The sequence below is a fragment of the Citrobacter sp. wls716 genome, assembly GCF_005280975.1.
In the GTDB taxonomy this organism is placed as follows: domain Bacteria; phylum Pseudomonadota; class Gammaproteobacteria; order Enterobacterales; family Enterobacteriaceae; genus Citrobacter; species Citrobacter youngae.
The window spans coordinates 213,745-234,598 of sequence record NZ_SZWX01000031.1 but is presented as its reverse complement, the minus strand read 5'-3'; the positions used below and the strand labels follow the sequence as shown (position 1 = coordinate 234,598).

At 52.6% G+C, this 20,854-nt stretch carries 14 protein-coding genes and 1 pseudogene; 10 read left to right on the top strand and 5 right to left on the bottom strand.

Going from position 1 to position 20,854, the window contains the following annotated elements:
• Window positions 1-108: 108 nt before the first annotated feature.
• From FDX24_RS11225 to queF, 4 genes are all read right to left on the bottom strand, one after another.
• The gene (locus tag FDX24_RS11225; protein ID WP_048213084.1) at window positions 109-1,476 is read right to left on the bottom strand and encodes an L-serine ammonia-lyase; all 1,368 of its coding nucleotides are present in this window, start codon (window positions 1,474-1,476) and stop codon (window positions 109-111) included.
• A gap of 53 nt (window positions 1,477-1,529) precedes the next feature.
• A complete protein-coding gene (locus tag FDX24_RS11220; RefSeq protein ID WP_003034073.1) occupies window positions 1,530-2,819 on the bottom strand; it encodes an HAAAP family serine/threonine permease in 1,290 nt (429 codons plus the stop codon).
• Between the two features lie 559 nt (window positions 2,820-3,378).
• Complete coding sequence (gene ppnN / locus FDX24_RS11215) at window positions 3,379-4,743, bottom strand: nucleotide 5'-monophosphate nucleosidase PpnN (protein ID WP_137364313.1); 1,365 nt, start codon at window positions 4,741-4,743, stop codon at window positions 3,379-3,381.
• A gap of 113 nt (window positions 4,744-4,856) precedes the next feature.
• A complete protein-coding gene (gene queF, locus FDX24_RS11210) occupies window positions 4,857-5,705 on the bottom strand; it encodes an NADPH-dependent 7-cyano-7-deazaguanine reductase QueF (RefSeq protein WP_137364312.1) in 849 nt (282 codons plus the stop codon).
• A 68-nt stretch (window positions 5,706-5,773) separates the two neighbouring features.
• On the opposite strand from queF, the gene syd reads away from it, so the two are divergent.
• From syd to FDX24_RS11170, 8 genes are all read left to right on the top strand, one after another.
• Window positions 5,774-6,319 (top strand): SecY-interacting protein, encoded by a 546-nt coding sequence (gene syd / locus FDX24_RS11205; protein ID WP_048213081.1) that lies wholly within the window; start codon window positions 5,774-5,776, stop codon window positions 6,317-6,319.
• A 633-nt stretch (window positions 6,320-6,952) separates the two neighbouring features.
• A complete protein-coding gene (locus FDX24_RS11200) occupies window positions 6,953-7,282 on the top strand; it encodes a YqcC family protein (RefSeq protein ID WP_048213080.1) in 330 nt (109 codons plus the stop codon).
• Window positions 7,282-8,064 (top strand): tRNA pseudouridine(65) synthase TruC, encoded by a 783-nt coding sequence (truC, locus tag FDX24_RS11195; RefSeq protein ID WP_061068487.1) that lies wholly within the window; start codon window positions 7,282-7,284, stop codon window positions 8,062-8,064. The genes FDX24_RS11200 and truC overlap by 1 nt, the downstream gene beginning before the upstream one ends.
• A 19-nt stretch (window positions 8,065-8,083) precedes the next feature.
• Window positions 8,084-8,533 (top strand): flavodoxin, encoded by a 450-nt coding sequence (locus FDX24_RS11190; protein WP_005130932.1) that lies wholly within the window; start codon window positions 8,084-8,086, stop codon window positions 8,531-8,533.
• Window positions 8,534-8,879: 346 nt separating this feature from the next.
• The gene (gudP, locus tag FDX24_RS11185; protein ID WP_061068486.1) at window positions 8,880-10,232 is read left to right on the top strand and encodes a galactarate/glucarate/glycerate transporter GudP; all 1,353 of its coding nucleotides are present in this window, start codon (window positions 8,880-8,882) and stop codon (window positions 10,230-10,232) included.
• Window positions 10,233-10,234: 2 nt separating this feature from the next.
• Window positions 10,235-11,575 carry an enolase C-terminal domain-like protein gene (locus tag FDX24_RS11180; protein ID WP_137364311.1) on the top strand — a complete coding sequence of 447 codons (1,341 nt, stop codon included), beginning with the start codon at window positions 10,235-10,237 and terminating at the stop codon, window positions 11,573-11,575.
• A gap of 20 nt (window positions 11,576-11,595) precedes the next feature.
• Window positions 11,596-12,936 carry a glucarate dehydratase gene (gene gudD, locus FDX24_RS11175; protein ID WP_137364310.1) on the top strand — a complete coding sequence of 447 codons (1,341 nt, stop codon included), beginning with the start codon at window positions 11,596-11,598 and terminating at the stop codon, window positions 12,934-12,936.
• Between the two features lie 78 nt (window positions 12,937-13,014).
• A complete protein-coding gene (locus FDX24_RS11170; protein WP_121584993.1) occupies window positions 13,015-14,157 on the top strand; it encodes a glycerate kinase in 1,143 nt (380 codons plus the stop codon).
• A 127-nt stretch (window positions 14,158-14,284) separates the two neighbouring features.
• On the opposite strand, the pseudogene barA reads toward FDX24_RS11170, so the two are convergent.
• A pseudogene (barA, locus tag FDX24_RS11165) lies at window positions 14,285-17,042 on the bottom strand (two-component sensor histidine kinase BarA).
• A 57-nt stretch (window positions 17,043-17,099) separates the two neighbouring features.
• Between barA and rlmD the strand changes: the two are divergent.
• Window positions 17,100-18,398 (top strand): 23S rRNA (uracil(1939)-C(5))-methyltransferase RlmD, encoded by a 1,299-nt coding sequence (gene rlmD / locus FDX24_RS11160; RefSeq protein WP_137364309.1) that lies wholly within the window; start codon window positions 17,100-17,102, stop codon window positions 18,396-18,398.
• Between the two features lie 100 nt (window positions 18,399-18,498).
• Window positions 18,499-20,733, top strand: coding sequence for a GTP diphosphokinase (gene relA / locus FDX24_RS11155; protein WP_048213072.1), 2,235 nt, complete (start codon window positions 18,499-18,501; stop codon window positions 20,731-20,733).
• Window positions 20,734-20,854 lie beyond the last annotated feature (121 nt).

The following is a 20,854-nucleotide window of genomic DNA, read 5'->3' as shown; positions in this document are numbered from 1 at the left end:
TGGGGGGAGGCGAAGATCTGAAACAACATTTTGCCGGATGGCGGCTGACGCCTTATCCGGCCTACAAATGACTGTGGCACTGTAGGCCGGATAAGTTTGCGCCAGGGATTAATCGCAGGTAACGATCTTCATCGCCAGACCGCCACGCGAGGTTTCGCGGTATTTGGCATTCATATCTTTACCTGTCTCGTACATGGTCTCGATAACTTTATCGAGGCATACACGAGGCTCGCTGGTACGGCGCAGCGCCATACGAGCAGCGTTCACCGCTTTCACCGATGCAATGGCGTTACGCTCAATGCACGGAACCTGAACTTGTCCGGCAACCGGATCGCAGGTCAGACCCAGGTTGTGTTCCATACCGATTTCTGCGGCGATACATACCTGCGTCGGGCTACCGCCCAGCAGTTCTGCCAGACCCGCTGCCGCCATAGAACACGCCACGCCGACCTCACCCTGACAGCCCACTTCAGCACCCGAAATTGAGGCATTCATCTTGTACAGGGAACCGATGGCGCTCGCGACCAGCATATAGCGTGCCAGTGAGTTAGCGTTCACTTCGCGGATAAACTTGTCATAGTACGCCAGCACTGCAGGAACAATCCCGCATGCGCCGTTCGTCGGGGCGGTAACTACACGTCCACCGGCAGCGTTCTCTTCGTTCACGGCCAGCGCAAACATGTTGATCCAATCTACAACTGCCATCGGGTCAGTCGTGGTTTTGTCACTGCTAACCAGCATACGACGCAGTGCTGCCGCACGACGCGGAACGCGCAGTTTGCCCGGCAATACGCCTTCGGTGGTAATACCGCGTTCAATTCCACTGCGCATCACTTCCCAGACGTTTGCAAAGTGCTGTTCCAGCTCTTCTTTGCTGTGCAGGGCTAGTTCGTTCTGCATCATCAGACCGGAAAGTGACAGGCCGGTTTCCTGACAGTGTCGTTGCAAATCGGCTGCGGATGTATACGGATATGGCACGTTTACCGGATTGTTATTCGGCAAACCAAAGTGTTCTTCATCAACGATAAATCCACCGCCGATGGAATAGTACGTCTGGCTGTAAATGGCTTTTTCGCCTGCCAGTGCGGTAATACGCATCCCGTTTTCGTGCAGGGACAGATTGTCCGTATGGAAATTCATGCACTTATCAACCGGGAATTCGACCTCATGTTGACCGTCCGCCAGCAGCAAACGTCCATGAGTATTCACATCCTGGATAAAGGCCGGGATAGCATCAATGTCTACGGTATCCGGCAGATTACCCGCCAGGCCCATAATAATCGCGATGTCGGTATGGTGACCTTTCCCGGTCAGGGACAGAGAGCCATAGACATCAACCACTACGCGGGTTACGTCAGTGAGAATTCCGCGTGCAATCAGGTCATCCGTGAATTGTTTGCCTGCTTTCATCGGGCCAACAGTATGGGAGCTGGAAGGGCCAATGCCGATTTTGAAAATATCGAATACGCTAATCATGAGGCGTCCATTGTGTATCGAGGTGCGCCGCCCCGAAGAGCGGCGCAGGGGAATTAACTGAACAGAGAGTAGAAAATAGCGGAGATAGCGATCAGGCCCATAATCACAACGAAAACGTTGCTGATATGGCCGCTGTATTTACGCATTGCCGGTACTTTCTGAATCGCATACATCGGCATCAGGAACAGAATCATCGCGATGATTGGGCCACCCAGGGTCTCAATCATACCGAGGATGCTCGGGTTCAGCGTCGCCACAATCCAGGTGGTTACCAGCATGAACAGTGCAGTGATTTTGTTCAGTTTGTTGATTTCGATGGATTTGCCTTTGCCGCGCAGAGACTTAATCACCATCCCGTTGAAGCCTTCACGTGCGCCCAGGTAGTGGCCGAGGAAGGATTTGGTGATAGCGATAATCGCGATGATCGGTGCCATCCAGGCAATAATCGGCGCGTTAAAGTGGTTCGCCAGGTAAGACAGGATAGAGATGTTCTGTTCTTTCGCTGCAGCCAGATCCGCCGGAGTCAGGCTGAATACACAGCTGAAGACGAAGAACATAACGGTCAGTACCATCATGATGTGAGCGAATGCCAGAATCTTGGAGCATTTCTTCTCAGCTTCATCACCGTACTCTTCACGCTTCGCCACGGCGAAGGAGGAGATGATCGGGGAGTGGTTGAAGGAGAACACCATTACCGGAATCGCCAGCCACAGGGTCAACAGCAGGCCGTTGCCGGTGGTTGCCGCAGAGTCAAAAGACATGGTTTCCAGAATCGCACCGCTCCACTGAGGGATCAGATACAGCGCCAGCAGCATCAGAGCCGCAACGAACGGGAATACCAGGATACTCATCGCCTTCACGATCATCTGTTCACCGAAGCGCACGATGGTCATCATGCCGACAATCAGAATCAGAGAGAGGATTGCACGCGGCGGCGGCGTAATCGCCAACTGGTGAGTCAGGAAGCTTTCAACGGTGTTGGTGATTGCAACACTGTAAACCAGCAGAATGGGGTAGATAGCGAAGAAGTAGAGCAGAGTAATCAGTTTACCTGCGCCAACGCCAAAGTGTTCTTCTACAACTTCAGTGATGTCTTCACCCGGATTTTTACCGGACAACACGAAGCGGGTCAGACCACGGTGAGCAAAGAAGGTCATTGGGAAGGCAAGAATGGCCATGATGATCAGCGGGATCATACCGCCAACGCCTGCGTTAATTGGCAGGAATAATACACCCGCGCCAATCGCCGTGCCGTAAAGGCCCAGCATCCACATGGTGTCTGTCTTGCGCCATGCGCTGCGGGTCTGGCCCGTAACGATAGTGCTGGTTTGCGTGTTTTCCATCTGTTTCTCCTGGAGGAAGCTTAAAAAGTCGGGTTTGGGTTCAATCCAATGAAAAAATACCCGACTGTAAAACGAAATTCGTTTAGCGATTTTTATATAATTTTTCGCCGTAATAATTTTCGGGCGGAAAGATACATTTAAGTAATGAATGTATCAGTGATCGCGATCTCAAATGCAATAATCCACCTTTTATGTGGATAAATTTGGACCATTAATCTGTTAAAAAATAGTCAAAGCGAATTTACGGGCGTGAAGGCTAACATTAACGACATATGGCATGAAAGACAGGGCGCGAAGATACGAGGGTTGCGCTATAAAAACTGTTGTTTTTAGTGAATTCTGATGACTAATTATAATTTGCGGTGATAAATCACGGTTTCCCCTGGGAGGTAATCGTTTGCGTTTTGGGGCTCGCCAGACGAAAGATAACTGATATTTATGTTATTGCGTGAGCTATGTGATTGGTATCACTAAAAAAGCCGGTTGGCTGAAGCGCCAAATCCGGCTTTGATATGGACAAAACTGTCACCGCTATAGCGCTGCTAGCGGGTGTTGAAGGTTATGCGCAGATCTCGTAGCACGGGATATACGCAGTGCCCGGCAACTTCATACGATGTTGTGCAACAAAGCCCTGCAGGAGATCGTCCATGCGGCGCATCATCTCAGGGTCACCGTGGATTTTGTACGGGCCAAACTCTTCAATGGCGCGGATGCCGACTTCTTTCACGTTCCCCGCGACAATCCCGGAGAATGCGCGACGCAGGTCTGCAGCCAGCATTTCAACAGGCTGGTCTGGATACAGTTTCAGATTCGCCATGTTTTCGTGGGACGGTTCGAACGGCATCTGCAAATCAGGTGCGATACGAATTGACCAGTTAAAGCTGTAAGCATCACCTGTGTCGCGACGGTTTTCTTTCACCAGCGGCATCGCTTTTTTCATCAGACGAGCGACTTCCGCTGCATCGTCAATGATAATGCGATAGTGGCGACGCGCATCTTCTCCCAGCGTGTGCACGATAAATTCGTCCAGCACGCGGAAGTAATCGGCGCTCTCTTTTGGCCCGGTCAGGATCAATGGCAGAACCTGATCTTTGTTGGCCGGATTCATCAGGATCCCCAGCAGATACAACAGCTCTTCTGCTGTCCCTACGCCGCCCGGGAAGATGATAATGCCGTGAGCGATACGCACGAACGCTTCCAGACGTTTTTCAATGTCCGGCATGATGATCAGTTCGTTTACCAGCGGGTTTGGTGGTTCCGCCGCGATAATTGACGGCTCGGTCATACCAATAAAACGGCTGTCTTTGTAGCGCTGCTGAGCGTGGCCGACCGCGGCGCCTTTCATTGGCGCTTCCATCGCGCCCGGACCACACCCGGTGCAGATGTTCAGTTCACGCAGGCCTAACTGAGTGCCCACGCGACGCGCATACAAGTATTCGTTCTCGTTGATGGAGTGACCGCCCCAGCAGACGACCATGTTCGGCGCTTCACCGACGTGAAGCGCCCGGGCGTTACGCAGAATGGAGAAGACCAGGTTGGTGATGTGAACCGAGCTTTCGAGATCCAGATGCTGGAAACGACCGGCGTTATGGATCTGGCCATTGACGAAAAGAATGTCGCGCAGTACGGCAAACAGGTTGGCCTGCAGCGCGCGAATGATGCGCCCATCGACAAACGCGTCTTCAGGTGGGCTGATCAGTTCCAGCTTCACACCGCGTTCACGGCGCAGCACGTTAATGTCGAAACTTTCAAAACGAGACAGCAGCTCTTTGCTGTTGTCTGTCAAACTGCCGGAGTTCAGAACGGCAAGCGAACAGTTACGAAACAGTTGATACAGGTCGCTGCTGGCCGTGCGTTTAAGCATATCGACTTCCAGCTGCGACAACATGTCCATTGAGCCAAGCGGGCTAATATGTGTAATCAAGTAAACTCCTTACGGGACGAGAGATATCATCCTCTACTGATTACAATAGCCCTGGCTTATGACCTTTCACAACCTTGCGCGCGGAATCCGACACGCAAAATTGAGAAAAAAGATTACTGACGCACCAGTCTGCCTGTTGCGGGGGTGAAATCTGTGTTGGTGCGCCATGGGTTGATATCGAGGCCGCCGCGTCGCGTGTAGCGTGCGTATACGCTCAGTTTCTCCGGCTGACAGAAACGCAGCAGGTCATTGAAAATGCGTTCCACACACTGCTCGTGAAATTCATTGTGGTGGCGGAAGGAGACCAGATAGCGCAGCAACTTTTCCCTGTCGATTTTGCGACCGCGATACTGAATTTGTATGGAACCCCAGTCAGGCTGGTGGGTGATCAGGCAGTTGGATTTTAGCAGATGGCTGACCAGCGTCTCTTCCACCGCTTTTTCACCGCTTACGGCATTTTCCAGATACTCGGTGCTGAACTGGTAGTTATCGATGACGATATCCTGATTGTCGATACAGGTGCCATTGAAGTGGGCTATCGGCTGCCCTTCCTGTTCGTCAAGACGATAGAGCGCTACGCTGACATCACCTTGCGCGCAGGCGCGTAGATCGTGTTCCAGCGTCTGACGGACGTGTTCCCATGAGTCAAAACGCGTCTGATTAAAACTGTTCAGATACAGCTTAAAACTTTTTGATTCAATCAGATTAACGCTGGTGTAATCCAGCTCCACATGGCCGACCGCAACCTGCGGTAAGCCGTTGGCATTCAGCCATGACAGTTCATACAGCGTCCAGATATCGGCGCCGTGAAAAGGCAGATTATCGGCCTTTAAATCCAGCGGGTCGCGGTTCAGGCTGCGCGGAACACCCTGCAGCAGGCTGGCGTCGTAAATATCCCGGTAATCCGTTGATTTTCCGAGAGTCAGGCCGTCAAGCGCCTGATGATTTTCATAAGAGGACATGTTTCACCGTCATAAACCAGATACACTATGCGACAAGTGTATCCTGGCTTTTGTGAAGAGAGAAATCAGTGGACGAATTGACAGCACAGGCGTTGGCAGCCTTTACGACGCGTTATTGCGATGCATGGCATGAAAAAAACGGCAGCTGGCCGCTGAGTGAAGAGCTGTATGGCGTACCGTCTCCGTGCATCATCTCCTCCACGAACGATGCGGTGTACTGGCAACCGCAGCCTTTTGTGGGCGAGCCGAATGTAAACGCGGTTGAACGCGCCTTTGATATTGTGGTACAACCCGCTGTTCATGCGTTTTATACCACCCAGTTTGCCGGGGACATGCACGCACAATTTGCGGATGAGAAACTTACTCTGCTGCAAACCTGGTCTGAAGATGACTTCAGGCGCGTACAGGAAAACCTGATCGGCCACCTGGTTACGCAAAAACGCCTTAAGCTCTCTCCTACGCTTTTTATTGCCACACTGGATAATGAACTTGATGTTATTTCAGTGTGCAACTTGTCTGGGGAAGTCTGCAAGGAAACGCTGGGAACCCGTAAACGGACGGTTCTGGCGGCCTCGCTTGCGGAATTTCTTACTCAACTTAAGCCTGTTCTGTAATCCAGTTTGCCCTAGGGCGTGTGAGAGATCTCTTACAAACCCTGTAGGAGATTGCCAGGTGATCAGTAAAGACTTCATCGACCGATATAATGTTAACTATTTATAATTCAATTGGTTAATGTTTTATTGATAACTTTCATATGAAAATAATCATTAGGGTATGTCTGTAAGTGTCTTGTAAGACAATGCGAAACAGGCGATTCTATCTCTGTCGACAAGGAGTCGCACAACGAAGTGAACATCAGGATGATGACACTTCGGCAGGACACACCAGGACGGTGCTGCAAGGACAGGTTTCAGGATGAAGCAAAGAGGAAAACGCGGGAAGCGTTAAAGGACACCTCCAGGATGGAGAACGAGAGCCGTTCAGGATGTTCGGCGGGTCAGGATGGCCAGGACACTTCAGGATGAAGTTTTCACATCGGGGTGATGTGAGCAGGATGCAAAAGTTCAGGATGAACGCGGTCGCAAGACCACAGGAAAAGTTGTCACGGATGAGCAGGGAGCACTAAAAGTAGCTGGAATGCTGCGAAACGAACCGGGAGCACTGTTTTTACAGTGCTCCCTTTTTTTTATTTCCTTTCTACTGGTGCTATTCTTCGCGCCAGATTTTTCATCATTGAGGTTAATTTCATGACGACTCATGACCGTGTGCGCGAGCAGTTGCATGCGCTTGAAGCACTGCTGCGTGAACATAATCACTGGCGGATGGATGAGCCAGAAGCGCATCTGTTTTCCAGCACGCAGCCTTTTTGTATGGATACCATGGAGCCGGTTGAATGGCTGCAGTGGGTGTTGATTCCCCGCATGCATGCGCTGCTTGATAATGCGCAGCCACTTCCAGAAGCGTTCGCTATTGCGCCATATTATGAAATGGCGCTGGCAGCCGATCATCCACAGCGCGATGTGATCCTGATTGCATTGCAGGATCTGGATGCGCTATTTACCAGTGATAACGCCTGATGCTGGAGATTCTCTATCAGGACCAATGGCTGGTTGCAGTCAACAAACCTTCGGGCTGGCTGGTTCATCGCAGTTGGCTCGACCGCGATGAGAAAGTGGTGGTAATGCAAACGGTGCGCGACCAGATTGGTCAGCACGTTTTTACCGCCCACCGACTCGACAGACCGACATCCGGTGTGCTGTTGATGGGGCTGTCCAGCGAGGCCGGACGACGGCTGGCACAGCAGTTTGAGCAGCATCAAATCCAAAAACGCTATCATGCGATTGTGCGTGGCTGGCTGATGGATGATGCCGTGCTGGATTATCCTTTGGTGGAAGAGCTGGACAAGATTGCCGATAAATTTGCCCGTGACGACAAAGGCCCACAGCCTGCGGTAACCCATTATCGCGGCCTGGCGACGGTTGAAATGCCGGTGGCGACCGGACGTTATCCGACCACCCGTTACGGGCTGGTGGAGCTGGATCCTAAAACCGGTCGAAAACACCAGCTCAGACGTCACCTGGCGCATTTGCGTCATCCGATTATTGGCGACAGCAAGCACGGTGATTTGCGACAAAACCGCAGCGCCGCGGAGCATTTCGGTTGTCAGCGATTAATGCTGCATGCCAGCCAGCTTGCGCTGACTCATCCTTTCACCGGCGAACCGCTGGTTATTCGCGCCGGGCTGGATGACGTCTGGATGCAGGCGCTATCACAGTTTGGCTGGCGTGGACTTCTCCCTGAGAATGAAAGGGTTGAGTTCAGCGGGCTGTCAGGTCAGGATAAGCAGATAGATTCTTAAGTCCCAGGAGATTACGGTTATGGCGGAAATTGGAATTTTTGTCGGCACGATGTACGGAAACGCGCTGCTGGTTGCCGAAGAGGCCGAAGCTATCCTCGCAAATCAGGGGCATAAAGCTACGGTTTATGAAGATCCGGAACTGGCTGACTGGGAAAAGTACAAAGACAAGTACATCCTGGTCGTAACGTCAACGACGGGACAAGGCGATCTGCCGGACAGCATCGTGCCGCTGTTTCAGGGAATTAAAGACCAACTGGGTTATCAGCCCGACGTTCACTACGGCATTATTGCACTCGGTGACAGTTCATATGCCAATTTCTGCGGCGGTGGTAAGCAGTTTGATGCGCTTTTGCAGGAACAGAGCGCCCAGCGTGTAGGTGAGATGCTGCTGATTGATGCCGGTGAACATCCGGAACCGGAAAGCGAATCCAACCCCTGGGTAGAACACTGGGCAACGCTCCTCAAATAGAATATTACCCAACCATCCGCACAGTTCGAATCATAAGCCGGGTAAGGCGTCGCCATTACCCGGCAATAAATCCCCCTCAAACGCCAATTTCGTGAAGCATCTTCCATTCCCTTAGGCTTATGCCATAAACAACCTCATTCACCTCTCGCAATGTTGTGTTTTTGCACGGTGAGGGTAAGAGGCACTCCTTCATATACTTTTCCCGTCAGTTCCCGAAAAGGCAGCGAGTCAGAATAAAACGGCCCTGAGCTGTGCCAAAACTGCCACACACTAACCTCTCATTCTGATCACCCTACAGGTGCTGTACAGAATGAACTGGCGAAAGCCACGATTCAGGAGTGCAACAATGAGTTCATTAAGTCAGGCGGCGAGCAGCGCGGAAAAACGCACTAACGCTCGCTACTGGATAGTGGTGATGTTGTTTATCGTCACATCCTTCAACTACGGCGACCGCGCCACCTTATCCATTGCCGGCTCTGAGATGGCCAAAGACATTGGCCTTGATGCCGTTGGGATGGGGTATGTATTTTCCGCTTTTTCATGGGCCTATGTTATCGGCCAGATCCCCGGCGGCTGGTTGCTTGACCGTTTTGGTTCAAAGCGTGTTTATTTCTGGTCCATCTTTATCTGGTCCATGTTTACCCTGCTGCAGGGCTTCGTCGATATCTTTAGCGGCTTCGGCATTATCGTTGCGTTGTTTACCCTGCGCTTCCTTGTGGGGTTAGCTGAAGCGCCATCCTTCCCCGGCAACAGTCGCATAGTTGCGGCATGGTTCCCGGCACAGGAGAGGGGCACGGCGGTCGCAATCTTTAACTCTGCGCAGTACTTTGCCACCGTTATCTTCGCGCCAATCATGGGCTGGCTGACCCACGAAGTAGGCTGGTCACACGTATTCTTCTTTATGGGCGGACTCGGGATCATCATCAGCTTTGTCTGGCTGAAGGTGATTCATGAACCAAACCAGCACCCGGGTGTAAACCAAAAAGAGCTGGACTACATTGCCGAAGGTGGCGCACTGATCAACATGGATCAGGCAGCCGCTAAAGCTAAAGTTCCGTTCAGCGTGAAATGGGGACAAATCAAACAGTTGTTGGGTTCCCGCATGATGATCGGTATCTACATCGGTCAGTACTGTATTAACGCGCTGACCTACTTCTTTATCACCTGGTTCCCGGTCTATCTGGTACAGGCGCGCGGTATGTCGATTCTGAAAGCGGGATTTGTCGCGTCGGTCCCGGCTATTTGCGGATTCGCAGGCGGCGTGCTCGGCGGCATTATTTCCGACTGGCTGATGCGTCGCACCGGTTCGCTGAATATCGCCCGCAAAACGCCAATCGTGTTGGGTATGTTGCTGTCAATGGTGATGGTGTTCTGTAACTACGTCAACGTTGAGTGGATGATTATCGGCTTTATGGCGCTGGCTTTCTTCGGTAAAGGTATTGGTGCACTGGGCTGGGCGGTAATGGCAGACACGGCCCCCAAAGAGATTAGCGGCCTGAGCGGCGGTCTGTTCAACATGTTCGGTAATATCTCCGGCATCGTGACACCGATTGCTATTGGCTACATTGTGGGCACGACGGGGTCGTTTAATGGTGCCTTGATTTACGTTGGGGTGCATGCGCTGATTGCTGTGGTGAGCTATCTGGTGCTGGTCGGTGATATTAAACGTATCGAACTTAAACCTGTCGCAGGACAATGATGATGACAACACAATCAAGCCCCGTTATTACCGATATGAAGGTCATCCCGGTGGCCGGGCATGACAGCATGCTGCTCAATATTGGCGGTGCGCACAACGCATATTTCACCCGCAATATTGTGGTTCTTACCGATAACGCCGGTAATACTGGCGTCGGCGAAGCGCCGGGTGGTGAAGTGATTTATCAGACTCTGGTTGACGCTATCCCGATGGTATTGGGTCAGGAAGTGGCCCGCCTGAATAAGGTGGTCCAGCAGGTACATAAAGGCAATCAGGCTGCCGACTTTGATACTTTCGGCAAAGGTGCCTGGACATTTGAGCTGCGCGTCAATGCGGTGGCGGCGCTGGAGGCCGCGCTGCTGGATCTGCTGGGCAAAGCGCTGAATGTACCGGTCTGCGAGCTGTTAGGTCCGGGTAAGCAGCGTGATGCAGTGACCGTGCTCGGGTATCTGTTCTATGTAGGTGATCGCTGCAAAACCGATTTGCCGTATCTGGAAAGTACGCCGGGTAAACATGAGTGGTATCAATTACGTCACCAGCAAGCGATGACCAGCGACGCGGTGGTGCGTCTGGCGCAGGCGTCACAGGATCGTTATGGCTTTAAAGATTTCAAACTGAAGGGCGGTGTGCTGCCGGGTGAGCAAGAAATTGAAACCGTCCGTGCGCTTAAAAAATGTTTCCCGGATGCGCGTATTACCGTCGATCCAAACGGTGCCTGGCTGCTGGATGAAGCCATCTCCCTGTGCAAAGGCCTGAATGATGTGCTGACCTATGCCGAAGATCCGTGCGGCGCTGAACAGGGCTTTTCCGGGCGCGAAGTGATGGCCGAGTTCCGCCGCGCGACTGGTTTGCCGGTGGCGACCAACATGATTGCTACCAACTGGCGCGAAATGGGCCACGCGGTAATGCTGAATGCAGTCGATATTCCGCTGGCCGATCCGCACTTCTGGACGCTTTCCGGCGCGGTACGCGTGGCGCAGTTGTGCGATGACTGGGGCCTGACCTGGGGATGCCATTCTAATAACCACTTTGATATTTCGCTGGCGATGTTCACCCACGTCGGTGCGGCTGCACCGGGTAATCCAACGGCTATTGATACCCACTGGATCTGGCAGGAGGGTGATTGCCGCCTGACCAAAAATCCGCTGGAGATTAAAAACGGAAAAATTGCGGTACCCGATGCGCCCGGTCTGGGCGTGGAACTGGACTGGGATCAGGTGCAGAAAGCGCATGAAGCCTATAAGGCGCTGCCCGGCGGCGCGCGTAATGACGCAGGCCCAATGCAGTATCTGATCCCCGGATGGACTTTTGACCGTAAACGTCCCGTTTTCGGCCGCCACTAATTTTGAATAAGGACTTAATTATGAGCGCACAATTTTCTACCCCACTGGTTACCTCTATGCAGGTTATTCCGGTTGCGGGCCACGACAGCATGTTGATGAACCTGAGCGGCGCACATGCCCCGTTCTTCACGCGTAATATTGTGATTATCAAGGATAATTCTGGTCATACTGGGGTGGGTGAAATTCCCGGCGGAGAAAAAATCCGTAAAACGCTGGAAGATGCGATTCCGCTGGTGGTGGGCAAAACGTTAGGTGAATACAAAAACGTACTGAATACGGTACGCAATACTTTTGCCGATCGTGATGCGGGCGGTCGCGGTTTGCAGACCTTTGATTTACGTACCACTATTCATGTGGTTACTGGGATCGAAGCTGCCATGTTGGATCTGCTCGGCCAGCACCTGGGGGTGAATGTGGCTTCCTTGCTGGGCGATGGCCAGCAGCGTAGCGAAGTGGAAATGTTGGGGTATCTGTTCTTCGTCGGCAACCGTAAAGCGACGCCGCTGCCGTATCAGAGTCAGCCGGATGAGAAGTGCGACTGGTATCGTCTGCGCCATGAAGAGGCCATGACCCCGGATGCGGTTGTGCGCCTGGCTGAAGCCGCGTATGAGAAATATGGCTTTAACGACTTTAAACTGAAAGGTGGCGTGCTGGCAGGGGAAGAGGAAGCGGAATCTATCGTCGCGTTGGCGAAGCGTTTCCCGCAGGCCCGCGTAACGCTCGATCCCAACGGCGCCTGGTCGTTGAATGAAGCGATCAAGATCGGTAAGTATCTGAAAGGATCGCTGGCTTATGCTGAAGATCCATGTGGCGCGGAGCAGGGGTTCTCTGGGCGTGAAGTGATGGCGGAATTCCGCCGCGCTACTGGCCTGCCGACGGCGACCAATATGATTGCTACCGACTGGCGTCAGATGGGGCACACGCTGTCGTTGCAGTCTGTGGATATTCCGCTGGCTGACCCGCATTTCTGGACCATGCAGGGGTCTGTTCGCGTAGCGCAAATGTGCCATGAGTTTGGCCTCACCTGGGGTTCACACTCTAACAACCACTTTGATATTTCGCTGGCGATGTTCACTCATGTGGCGGCGGCTGCGCCGGGTAAAATTACGGCCATTGATACCCACTGGATCTGGCAGGAAGGTAACCAACGCCTGACCAAAGAACCGTTCGACATTAAAGGCGGCATGGTACACGTACCAGCGAAGCCGGGTCTGGGTGTAGAACTGGATATGGACCAGGTGATGAAAGCGCACGAACTGTACCAGCAACATGGCTTGGGAGCGCGTGATGACGCGATGGGAATGCAGTACCTGATCCCGAACTGGACCTTCGATAATAAACGCCCATGCATGGTGCGCTAAGTGTTATGCCGGTTCTGACAGGAACCGGCACATCTCCAGGTGTATGATTAACAGAATCAACATGCGTAAGGACGGCTTATGAAAATAGTAATTGCACCGGATTCTTATAAAGAGAGTTTGAGTGCGCTTGAGGTGGCAACTGCCATTGAGCAGGGTTTTCGTGAGATCTGGCCTGATGCGGATTACGTAAAGATACCGGTCGCTGATGGTGGTGAAGGAACGGTCGAGGCGATGGTTGCCGCTACGGCGGGCCACCTTGTGCATGTTGATGTTACGGGGCCCCTGGGAAGTAAGGTACAGGCATTTTATGGGGTATCAGGAGATGAGCGCTCAGCGTTTATCGAGATGGCGGCCGCCAGTGGGTTAGAGCGAGTTCCGGCAGGGTTACGCGACCCGCTGAAAACCACCTCATGGGGGACCGGAGAGTTGATTCGCCATGCGCTGGATGCGGGTGTAGAACACATCATCATCGGGATTGGCGGTAGTGCGACCAATGATGGTGGTGCCGGTATGGTGCAGGCACTGGGCGCCAAATTGCTGGATGCACAGAATAACCAGATTGCACAAGGCGGGATCGGTCTGGAAGCGCTCACCAGGATCGATATTTCAGCGTTAGATAAGCGCCTTGCCACCTGTCGTATCGAAGTGGCCTGTGATGTCACGAATCCGCTGACCGGTAAAGAGGGCGCTTCTGCAGTATTTGGTCCACAAAAAGGGGCAACGCCAGAGATGATCACCCGTCTGGATAATGCGCTGACGCACTATGCACAACTGATTGCCCGCGATCTGGACGTTAACGTGCTGGATCTGGCCGGTGGAGGCGCTGCCGGAGGCATGGGGGCTGCACTGTATGCGTTTTGCGGCGCGCAGCTACGCCGTGGTATCGAGATCGTGACGGATGCGTTACACCTTGACGACTGCGTTGCGGATGCAGATCTAGTTGTGACCGGGGAAGGGCGTATTGACAGTCAGACGATCCATGGCAAAGTCCCGGTAGGCGTAGCGAACGTTGCAAAGCGATATAATAAGCCTGTCATTGGTATTGCAGGCAGCCTGACGCCAGATGTTGGCGTGGTGCATGAGCATGGAATTGATGCTGTTTTTAGCGTGATTTATACCGTTTGCACGCTGGATGAGGCGCTGGATAATGCGAGTGAAAATGTGCGAATGACGGCACGAAACGTGGCCGCAACGCTTAAAGCAGGTCAGCAATTACGCTGAGTTGTAGGTCGGAGAAGGCGTTTACGCCGCTCCGGCGATGTGCCCGATGGCGCGACGCCTATCGGGCCTACGGTAAACAGCGAAACCTGTCGGCCGGATAAGGCGTTTACGCCGCATTCGGCGAATATCACCCCAATATCCGTTTCGCTTCTCGCCCGACGTTGTCCATCTCATCAAGAAGCTCTAAAAACTCTGGTTCCAGATCTTCTTCTTTGGTCCCGCTACGTAACTGCTGTTCAATAAGCTGGCACAGGTTTTTCATGCGGGGAACCCCGCTGTAACCGCAGCTGCCGTGTAGTTTATGAATCAAATCCACCAACCCTTCAGGGTTTTCACCCACCAGTTGCTCTTCAATTCTGTTACGGACTTCAGGCAAGAAATCGATCAGCATTTGCAGCATATCCCGCGCCAGATCGTTTTTACCGGCAGCCTGTCTCAACGCCAGTTGCCAGTCGAGGGTCGTATTCGGGTTGACCACGGGGTCAGGGGGGGGGCGCCACGATAGCCCGGGCAGATGTGCCGGCACCGGGCTTATAGCGCAACAGCAAACTGTGCAATTTATCTTCTTCAATCGGCTTAGCCAGGTAGTCATTCATTCCGGCGCTGAGTAACTTCTCTTTTTGCCCTGCCATGGCATGTGCTGTTACCGCAATAACCGGTGTCTGCTGCTGGTGTGGAAGCTGATGGATCAGTTCGCAGGCACGAATACCGTCCATGTCTGGCATCTGAATATCCATCAGGATCAGATCAAACTGCATTTGCTTGGCTCTGTCCACCGCCTGCTGTCCGCTGTCGCACAGCTCGACGTGCTGAACCTTATCTTCAAGTAATGCGCCGATAAGCTTCAGGTTCGCCGGGTTGTCGTCCACCGCCATCACGGTCATCGCAATCTTGCTTTCATCTAACAACTGGCGTTCTGCACCCTGGTTCAGGTGGCAATATTCGGTTAACGCAGGCAGCAATCGGGTTGAGGTGAGCGGTTTTAACAGGCATGCCGCCGCGCCGCCTTGCTTTAATTTTTCAGCGTTAATCTGCGCATGGCAAGGCAGCGCCAGCAACAGGAAATCGGTCATTGCGGCTGCGCTTGCCAGACGTTTATGCTGCATGGTGAGCGGCTCGTGGAAAGTGACGGGGACACCGAGTAGCAGAATATCGTAGTGTTCTGCCGGTAATGCAGAGAATGAAGGACTGTAAATCACCTCCAGCGGCGTTTCACTCAAGATATCTAACGTGCATTGCGCGGCGGTAGCATTTGGTTCAACGTAAGCCAGTCGTTTTCCGGCCAGACAGCGGGTGGTTGAACGATCGCTGATAACATTAGGATTGAGATCAAGACTGATATGGAACCAGAAAGTGGAACCGCGATTGGGTTGGCTATGGAACGAGATATCCCCACCCATTTCATTGACCAGTTTTTGTGTGATCACAAGGCCAAGTCCGGTACCGCCGTGACGGCGCGAAATGCTGGCATCAGCCTGACGGAAAGCCTGGAACAGACGTGACTGATCGCGTTCCGGGATGCCAATACCGGTATCGCGGATTTGAACTTCAATCTGGACTTTGGTGTTACTGAGCGCGCGTTTTTCAACCAGAATGTCGATATTGCCGCTCTCGGTAAATTTGATGGCATTGCCGACCAGGTTGGTAATGACCTGTTGCAGGCGCAGCGGATCGCCAATCACATTGTCCGGAACGTCATTTTTAATATTCAGTGTTAGCTCCAGCCCTTTGTCATGGGAGGAGTGCGCTAACAGCGTTACGACGTCATCCAGTGTGCTGCGCAGCGGGAACGGTATGCTTTCCAGAATCAGTTTACCCGCTTCCAGTTTAGAGAAGTCGAGCACATCATTGATGATAGCAAGCAGGTTGTTAGCAGAGCGCTCAATTGTATTCAGGTGATCGCGCTGGGTGGTGTTGAGCTCTGTTTTCAGTGTCAGGCGTGTAAAGCCAATGACACCGTTTAGCGGTGTACGTAGCTCATGAGACATGTTCGCCAGGAACTCTGATTTAATACGTGCAGCTTCCTGGGCGCGTTTCTTCGCCAGATCCAACTCAACGTTCTGGATTTCCATCTGCTCCAGCGTTTCGCGCAGATCTGAAGTCGCCTGATCGATATTGTGCTGCATCTCTTCATGGTAGGCGGCGAGAGACATTGCCATCGAGTTGATGCCATTCTTCAGCATATCCAGTTCGCCCAACATGAAACCTTCCACGCGGCTATCGAGCTGACCTCTACGTATTCGGTCAACGGTATTCACCATGTTACGAATTGGTCCGGTCACATCGCGCATCAGACGCCAGCCGAAAATTAACGCAATGCCAATACAAAACAGCATCATGACGCTTGAGATAAAGATCTCTTTGTACTGCTGTAATCGCACGGACTTGAGGTCCAGCTCAAGCGCCACATACCCCAACATATTTTTGGTGTTTTTGGCATCGCTAACGGCAGATTCATCAGGTGAATAGCTTTCCGATATAATAGGGGTACGCAGGATCATGATATCCCCGTGCCGGGTTACGCTCAGCTTTCGCGGAAACGGCGATCCGGTAGCCAATTGCATCTCTGACGGATCAAGATGAAAGTTGGAGGTGACGAACAGTTGGTTATTTTCGTCATAGACGGAAATTGCCCGCACAATATCGGAATGGCGACGATGCAACACGCTGATAAGCTGGCCGATGGATTCCCGGTTTTGCAAGTTCATGCCGTATTCGCTGGAAACCGCGAGTGGCTCGATGATGCTGGCACCAGCATCTTCCAGTTGACGCTGCAAGTCGTTATAGCGATGCACAACAAAAAAGATACTGAGCAGCAAACCTATCAGGACGGTCGGGGCCAGGATCAGAATCATCATGCGTGCGCGCAGGCTGTAGTTGGTCATGGAGTTCCGTTATGGGACAATTAGGGTCACACTGTTAAATAGAGAAATATCTCGTCGATGGCGCAATTCTACTCTGCAAAACGACGCGTGACGACGCGTCAGATCATAACCGTTACCGTCAATGACCTTGATTCTTTTGGTCAGGGCGTTGCTCGTCATAACGGGAAAGCCCTGTTTATACCGGAATTGCTGCCTCAGGAAAGCGCAGAAGTGGTGATAACTGAAGATAAAAAACAGTTCGCCCGCGCGCAAGTCAAACGTCGTTTAAACGACAGTTCGGAACGTGAAGTGCCACGTTGTCCACATTTTGGGGTCTGTGGTGGCTGTCAACAGCAGCACGCCAGCATCTCGTTGCAGCAGCGTAGCAAAAGTGCAGCGTTATCGCGTTTAATGAAATGTGAGGTGACAGAAGTTATCGCCGATACCCCGTGGGGCTATCGACGCCGCGCGCGTTTAAGTCTGAACTATCGCTCGAAGGAGCAGCAATTGCAGATGGGATTTCGCAAGTCCGGCTCCAGCGACATTATTGATGTGAAGCAATGCCCTATTTTGGTGCCCCAACTTGAGGCGTTGCTGCCTGAAATTCGGGCATGCCTGCAGAGTCTGCAGGGGCTGCGTCACTTGGGGCATGTCGAATTGGTGCAGGCTGGAAGTGGAACTCTGATGATTTTGCGCCACACCGCACCATTGAGTGCCGCGGATAAAGAAAAACTGGAACGCTTTTCGCATTCTCAGGGACTGTCTTTGTTTCTGGCTCCGCAAAGCGAGATACTGGAATCAAATTCAGAAGAATCGCCCTGGTATGATTCAAATGGACTACGTTTAACCTTCAGCCCGCGTGATTTTATCCAGGTCAATGAAGGGGTAAACCAAAAAATGGTTTCCTGTGCGCTGGAATGGCTGGATGTGCAGCGAGAGAACCGGGTGCTCGATTTGTTCTGTGGTATGGGGAATTTTACGTTGCCGTTGGCCGTACGAGCAGCGAGCGTTGTGGGTGTTGAAGGTGTCCCTGCGCTGGTGGAAAAAGGCCGGGAAAATGCGCGGAATAACGGACTACACAATGTGACATTCTTTCATGAAAACCTTGAAGAAGATGTCACCAAACAACCATGGGCAAAGAACGGATTTGATAAAGTATTGCTCGATCCTGCGCGTGCGGGGGCTGCCGGCGTGATGCAACATATTATAAAGTTAAACCCTGGCCGCGTTGTTTATGTATCCTGTAATCCTGCTACGCTGGCTCGTGACAGCGAAGCGTTACTCAATGCAGGATATACCGTTCGGCGACTGGCGATGCTCGATATGTTCCCGCACACTGGACATCTGGAATCGATGGTCCTGTTTGAGCGTTTGTAATGAATTTTATACCCATTGGATTTCGGGTTGTAATGCAACGTGAAAGACAATGGGTACGGCTTGTCGACTTCGACAGGCCATGCCCCTTAAGGAGAGGACGATGGTTGCGGTAAGAAGTGCACATATAAATAAAGCTGGTGAGTTTGATCCTAAGAAATGGATCGCGAGTCTTGGGATCTCCAGCCAGCAGTCGTGTGAACGCTTAGCCGAAACCTGGGCGTATTGCCTGCAGCAGACACAGGGGCATCCGGATGCGGATCTGCTGCTGTGGCGTGGCGTCGAAATGGTGGAAATACTCTCCATGCTGAGCATGGACATCGACACGCTGCGAGCGGCGATGCTGTTCCCTCTGGCGGATGCCAATGTGGTGAGTGAAGACATCCTGCGCGAGAGCGTAGGCACGTCAATCGTTAACCTTATCCATGGTGTGCGTGATATGGCGGCGATACGCCAACTTAAAGCCACGCATACCGATTCAGTCTCTTCCGAGCAGGTCGATAACGTTCGTCGCATGCTGCTGGCAATGGTCGATGACTTCCGCTGCGTGGTCATCAAGCTGGCGGAACGTATTGCCCATTTGCGAGAAGTGAAAGACGCACCGGAAGATGAACGCGTACTGGCGGCAAAAGAGTGCACCAATATCTACGCCCCGCTGGCTAACCGATTAGGCATCGGGCAATTAAAATGGGAACTGGAAGATTACTGCTTCCGTTACCTGCACCCGGCTGAATACAAACGTATTGCCAAACTGCTGCATGAACGTCGTATCGACAGGGAACATTACATTGATGAATTCGTCGGTCATTTGCGCTCAGAGATGAAAACGGAAGGCGTCAAAGCCGAAGTTTACGGGCGTCCGAAACACATCTACAGCATCTGGCGCAAAATGCAGAAAAAGCAGCTGGCTTTTGACGAACTGTTCGATGTGCGCGCGGTGCGTATCGTGGCTGAGCGTTTACAGGATTGCTATGCCGCGTTGGGGATTGTGCATACTCACTATCGCCATCTGCCTGATGAGTTCGATGACTACGTTGCCAATCCAAAGCCTAACGGTTACCAGTCAATCCATACGGTTGTGCTGGGGCCTGGCGGTAAAACCATTGAAATCCAGATCCGTACCAAACAGATGCACGAAGATGCTGAGCTGGGCGTTGCCGCGCACTGGAAGTACAAAGAAGGTACTGCTTCAGGCGCGGCGCGCTCTGGTCATGAAGACCGCATTGCGTGGCTGCGTAAACTGATAGCCTGGCAGGAAGAGATGGCGGATTCCGGTGAAATGCTGGATGAAGTGCGTAGCCAGGTCTTTGATGACAGAGTTTACGTCTTTACGCCAAAAGGGGATGTTGTGGATCTGCCTGCAGGCTCCACGCCGCTCGATTTTGCTTATCACATTCACAGTGATGTGGGGCATCGTTGCATTGGCGCGAAAATTGGCGGGCGCATCGTACCGTTTACCTATCAGCTGCAGATGGGCGATCAAATCGAAATCATCACTCAGAAACAGCCAAACCCAAGCCGCGACTGGCTAAATCCTAACCTTGGCTACGTGACGACCAGCCGGGGGCGCTCGAAGATCCACGCCTGGTTCCGTAAACAGGATCGCGACAAAAACATCCTGGCGGGCCGCCAGATCCTCGATGATGAGCTGGCGCATTTAGGTATTAGCCTGAAAGAAGCGGAAAAACATCTGCTGCCGCGCTATAGCTTCAATGAGCTGGATGAGCTGCTGGCGGCGATTGGCGGAGGAGACATCCGCCTCAACCAGATGGTGAACTTCCTGCAGGCGCAGTTTAATAAACCAAGCGCTGCCGAACAGGATGCCGCCGCGCTGAAACAACTTCAGCAGAAAACGCAGGCGCCGCAGAGTCGCCGAAAAGACGACGGTCGCGTGGTGGTTGAAGGGGTGGGTAACCTGATGCACCACATCGCTCGCTGCTGCCAGCCGATTCCCGGCGATGAGATTGTCGGGTTTATCACCCAGGGACGCGGTATTTCCGTCCACCGGGCGGATTGCGAACAGCTGAATGAACTGCGCTCGCATGCGCCGGAACGAATTGTTGACGCGGTTTGGGGCGAAAGCTACTCGGCAGGGTATTCGCTGGTGGTTCGCGTCCAGGCTAACGATCGCAGCGGCTTGTTACGTGATATCACGACGATTCTTGCCAACGAAAAGGTGAACGTGCTGGGGGTTGCCAGCCGGAGTGATACCAAACAACAGTTGGCCACCATTGATATGACCATCGAAATCTACAACCTGCAGGTGCTCGGACGTGTGCTCGGCAAGCTGAACCAGGTGCCGGATGTGATCGACGCACGCCGTCTGCACGGTAATTAATTATTTTGTAGGCCGGATGATCTTGCAGGCCTGATGGCAACGCGTCAGCGTTGCCATCAGGCATTGCTATATCGCCGGATGTTGGCTGTCGCCATATCCGGTCTACTATATTGAAATTTCA

What these genes read in the sequence shown, in the direction of transcription:
- FDX24_RS11225 (WP_048213084.1), bottom strand. Translation starts at nt 1,476, where the DNA reads ATGATTAGCGTATTCGATATTTTCAAAATCGGCATTGGCCCTTCCAGC.
- FDX24_RS11220 (WP_003034073.1), bottom strand. Translation starts at nt 2,819, where the DNA reads ATGGAAAACACGCAAACCAGCACTATCGTTACGGGCCAGACCCGCAGC.
- queF (WP_137364312.1), bottom strand. Translation starts at nt 5,705, where the DNA reads ATGTCCTCTTATGAAAATCATCAGGCGCTTGACGGCCTGACTCTCGGA.
- FDX24_RS11200 (WP_048213080.1), top strand. Translation starts at nt 6,953, where the DNA reads ATGACGACTCATGACCGTGTGCGCGAGCAGTTGCATGCGCTTGAAGCA.
- truC (WP_061068487.1), top strand. Translation starts at nt 7,282, where the DNA reads ATGCTGGAGATTCTCTATCAGGACCAATGGCTGGTTGCAGTCAACAAA.
- FDX24_RS11190 (WP_005130932.1), top strand. Translation starts at nt 8,084, where the DNA reads ATGGCGGAAATTGGAATTTTTGTCGGCACGATGTACGGAAACGCGCTG.
- gudP (WP_061068486.1), top strand. Translation starts at nt 8,880, where the DNA reads ATGAGTTCATTAAGTCAGGCGGCGAGCAGCGCGGAAAAACGCACTAAC.
- FDX24_RS11180 (WP_137364311.1), top strand. Translation starts at nt 10,235, where the DNA reads ATGACAACACAATCAAGCCCCGTTATTACCGATATGAAGGTCATCCCG.
- gudD (WP_137364310.1), top strand. Translation starts at nt 11,596, where the DNA reads ATGAGCGCACAATTTTCTACCCCACTGGTTACCTCTATGCAGGTTATT.
- FDX24_RS11170 (WP_121584993.1), top strand. Translation starts at nt 13,015, where the DNA reads ATGAAAATAGTAATTGCACCGGATTCTTATAAAGAGAGTTTGAGTGCG.
- rlmD (WP_137364309.1), top strand. Translation starts at nt 17,100, where the DNA reads ATGGCGCAATTCTACTCTGCAAAACGACGCGTGACGACGCGTCAGATC.
- relA (WP_048213072.1), top strand. Translation starts at nt 18,499, where the DNA reads ATGGTTGCGGTAAGAAGTGCACATATAAATAAAGCTGGTGAGTTTGAT.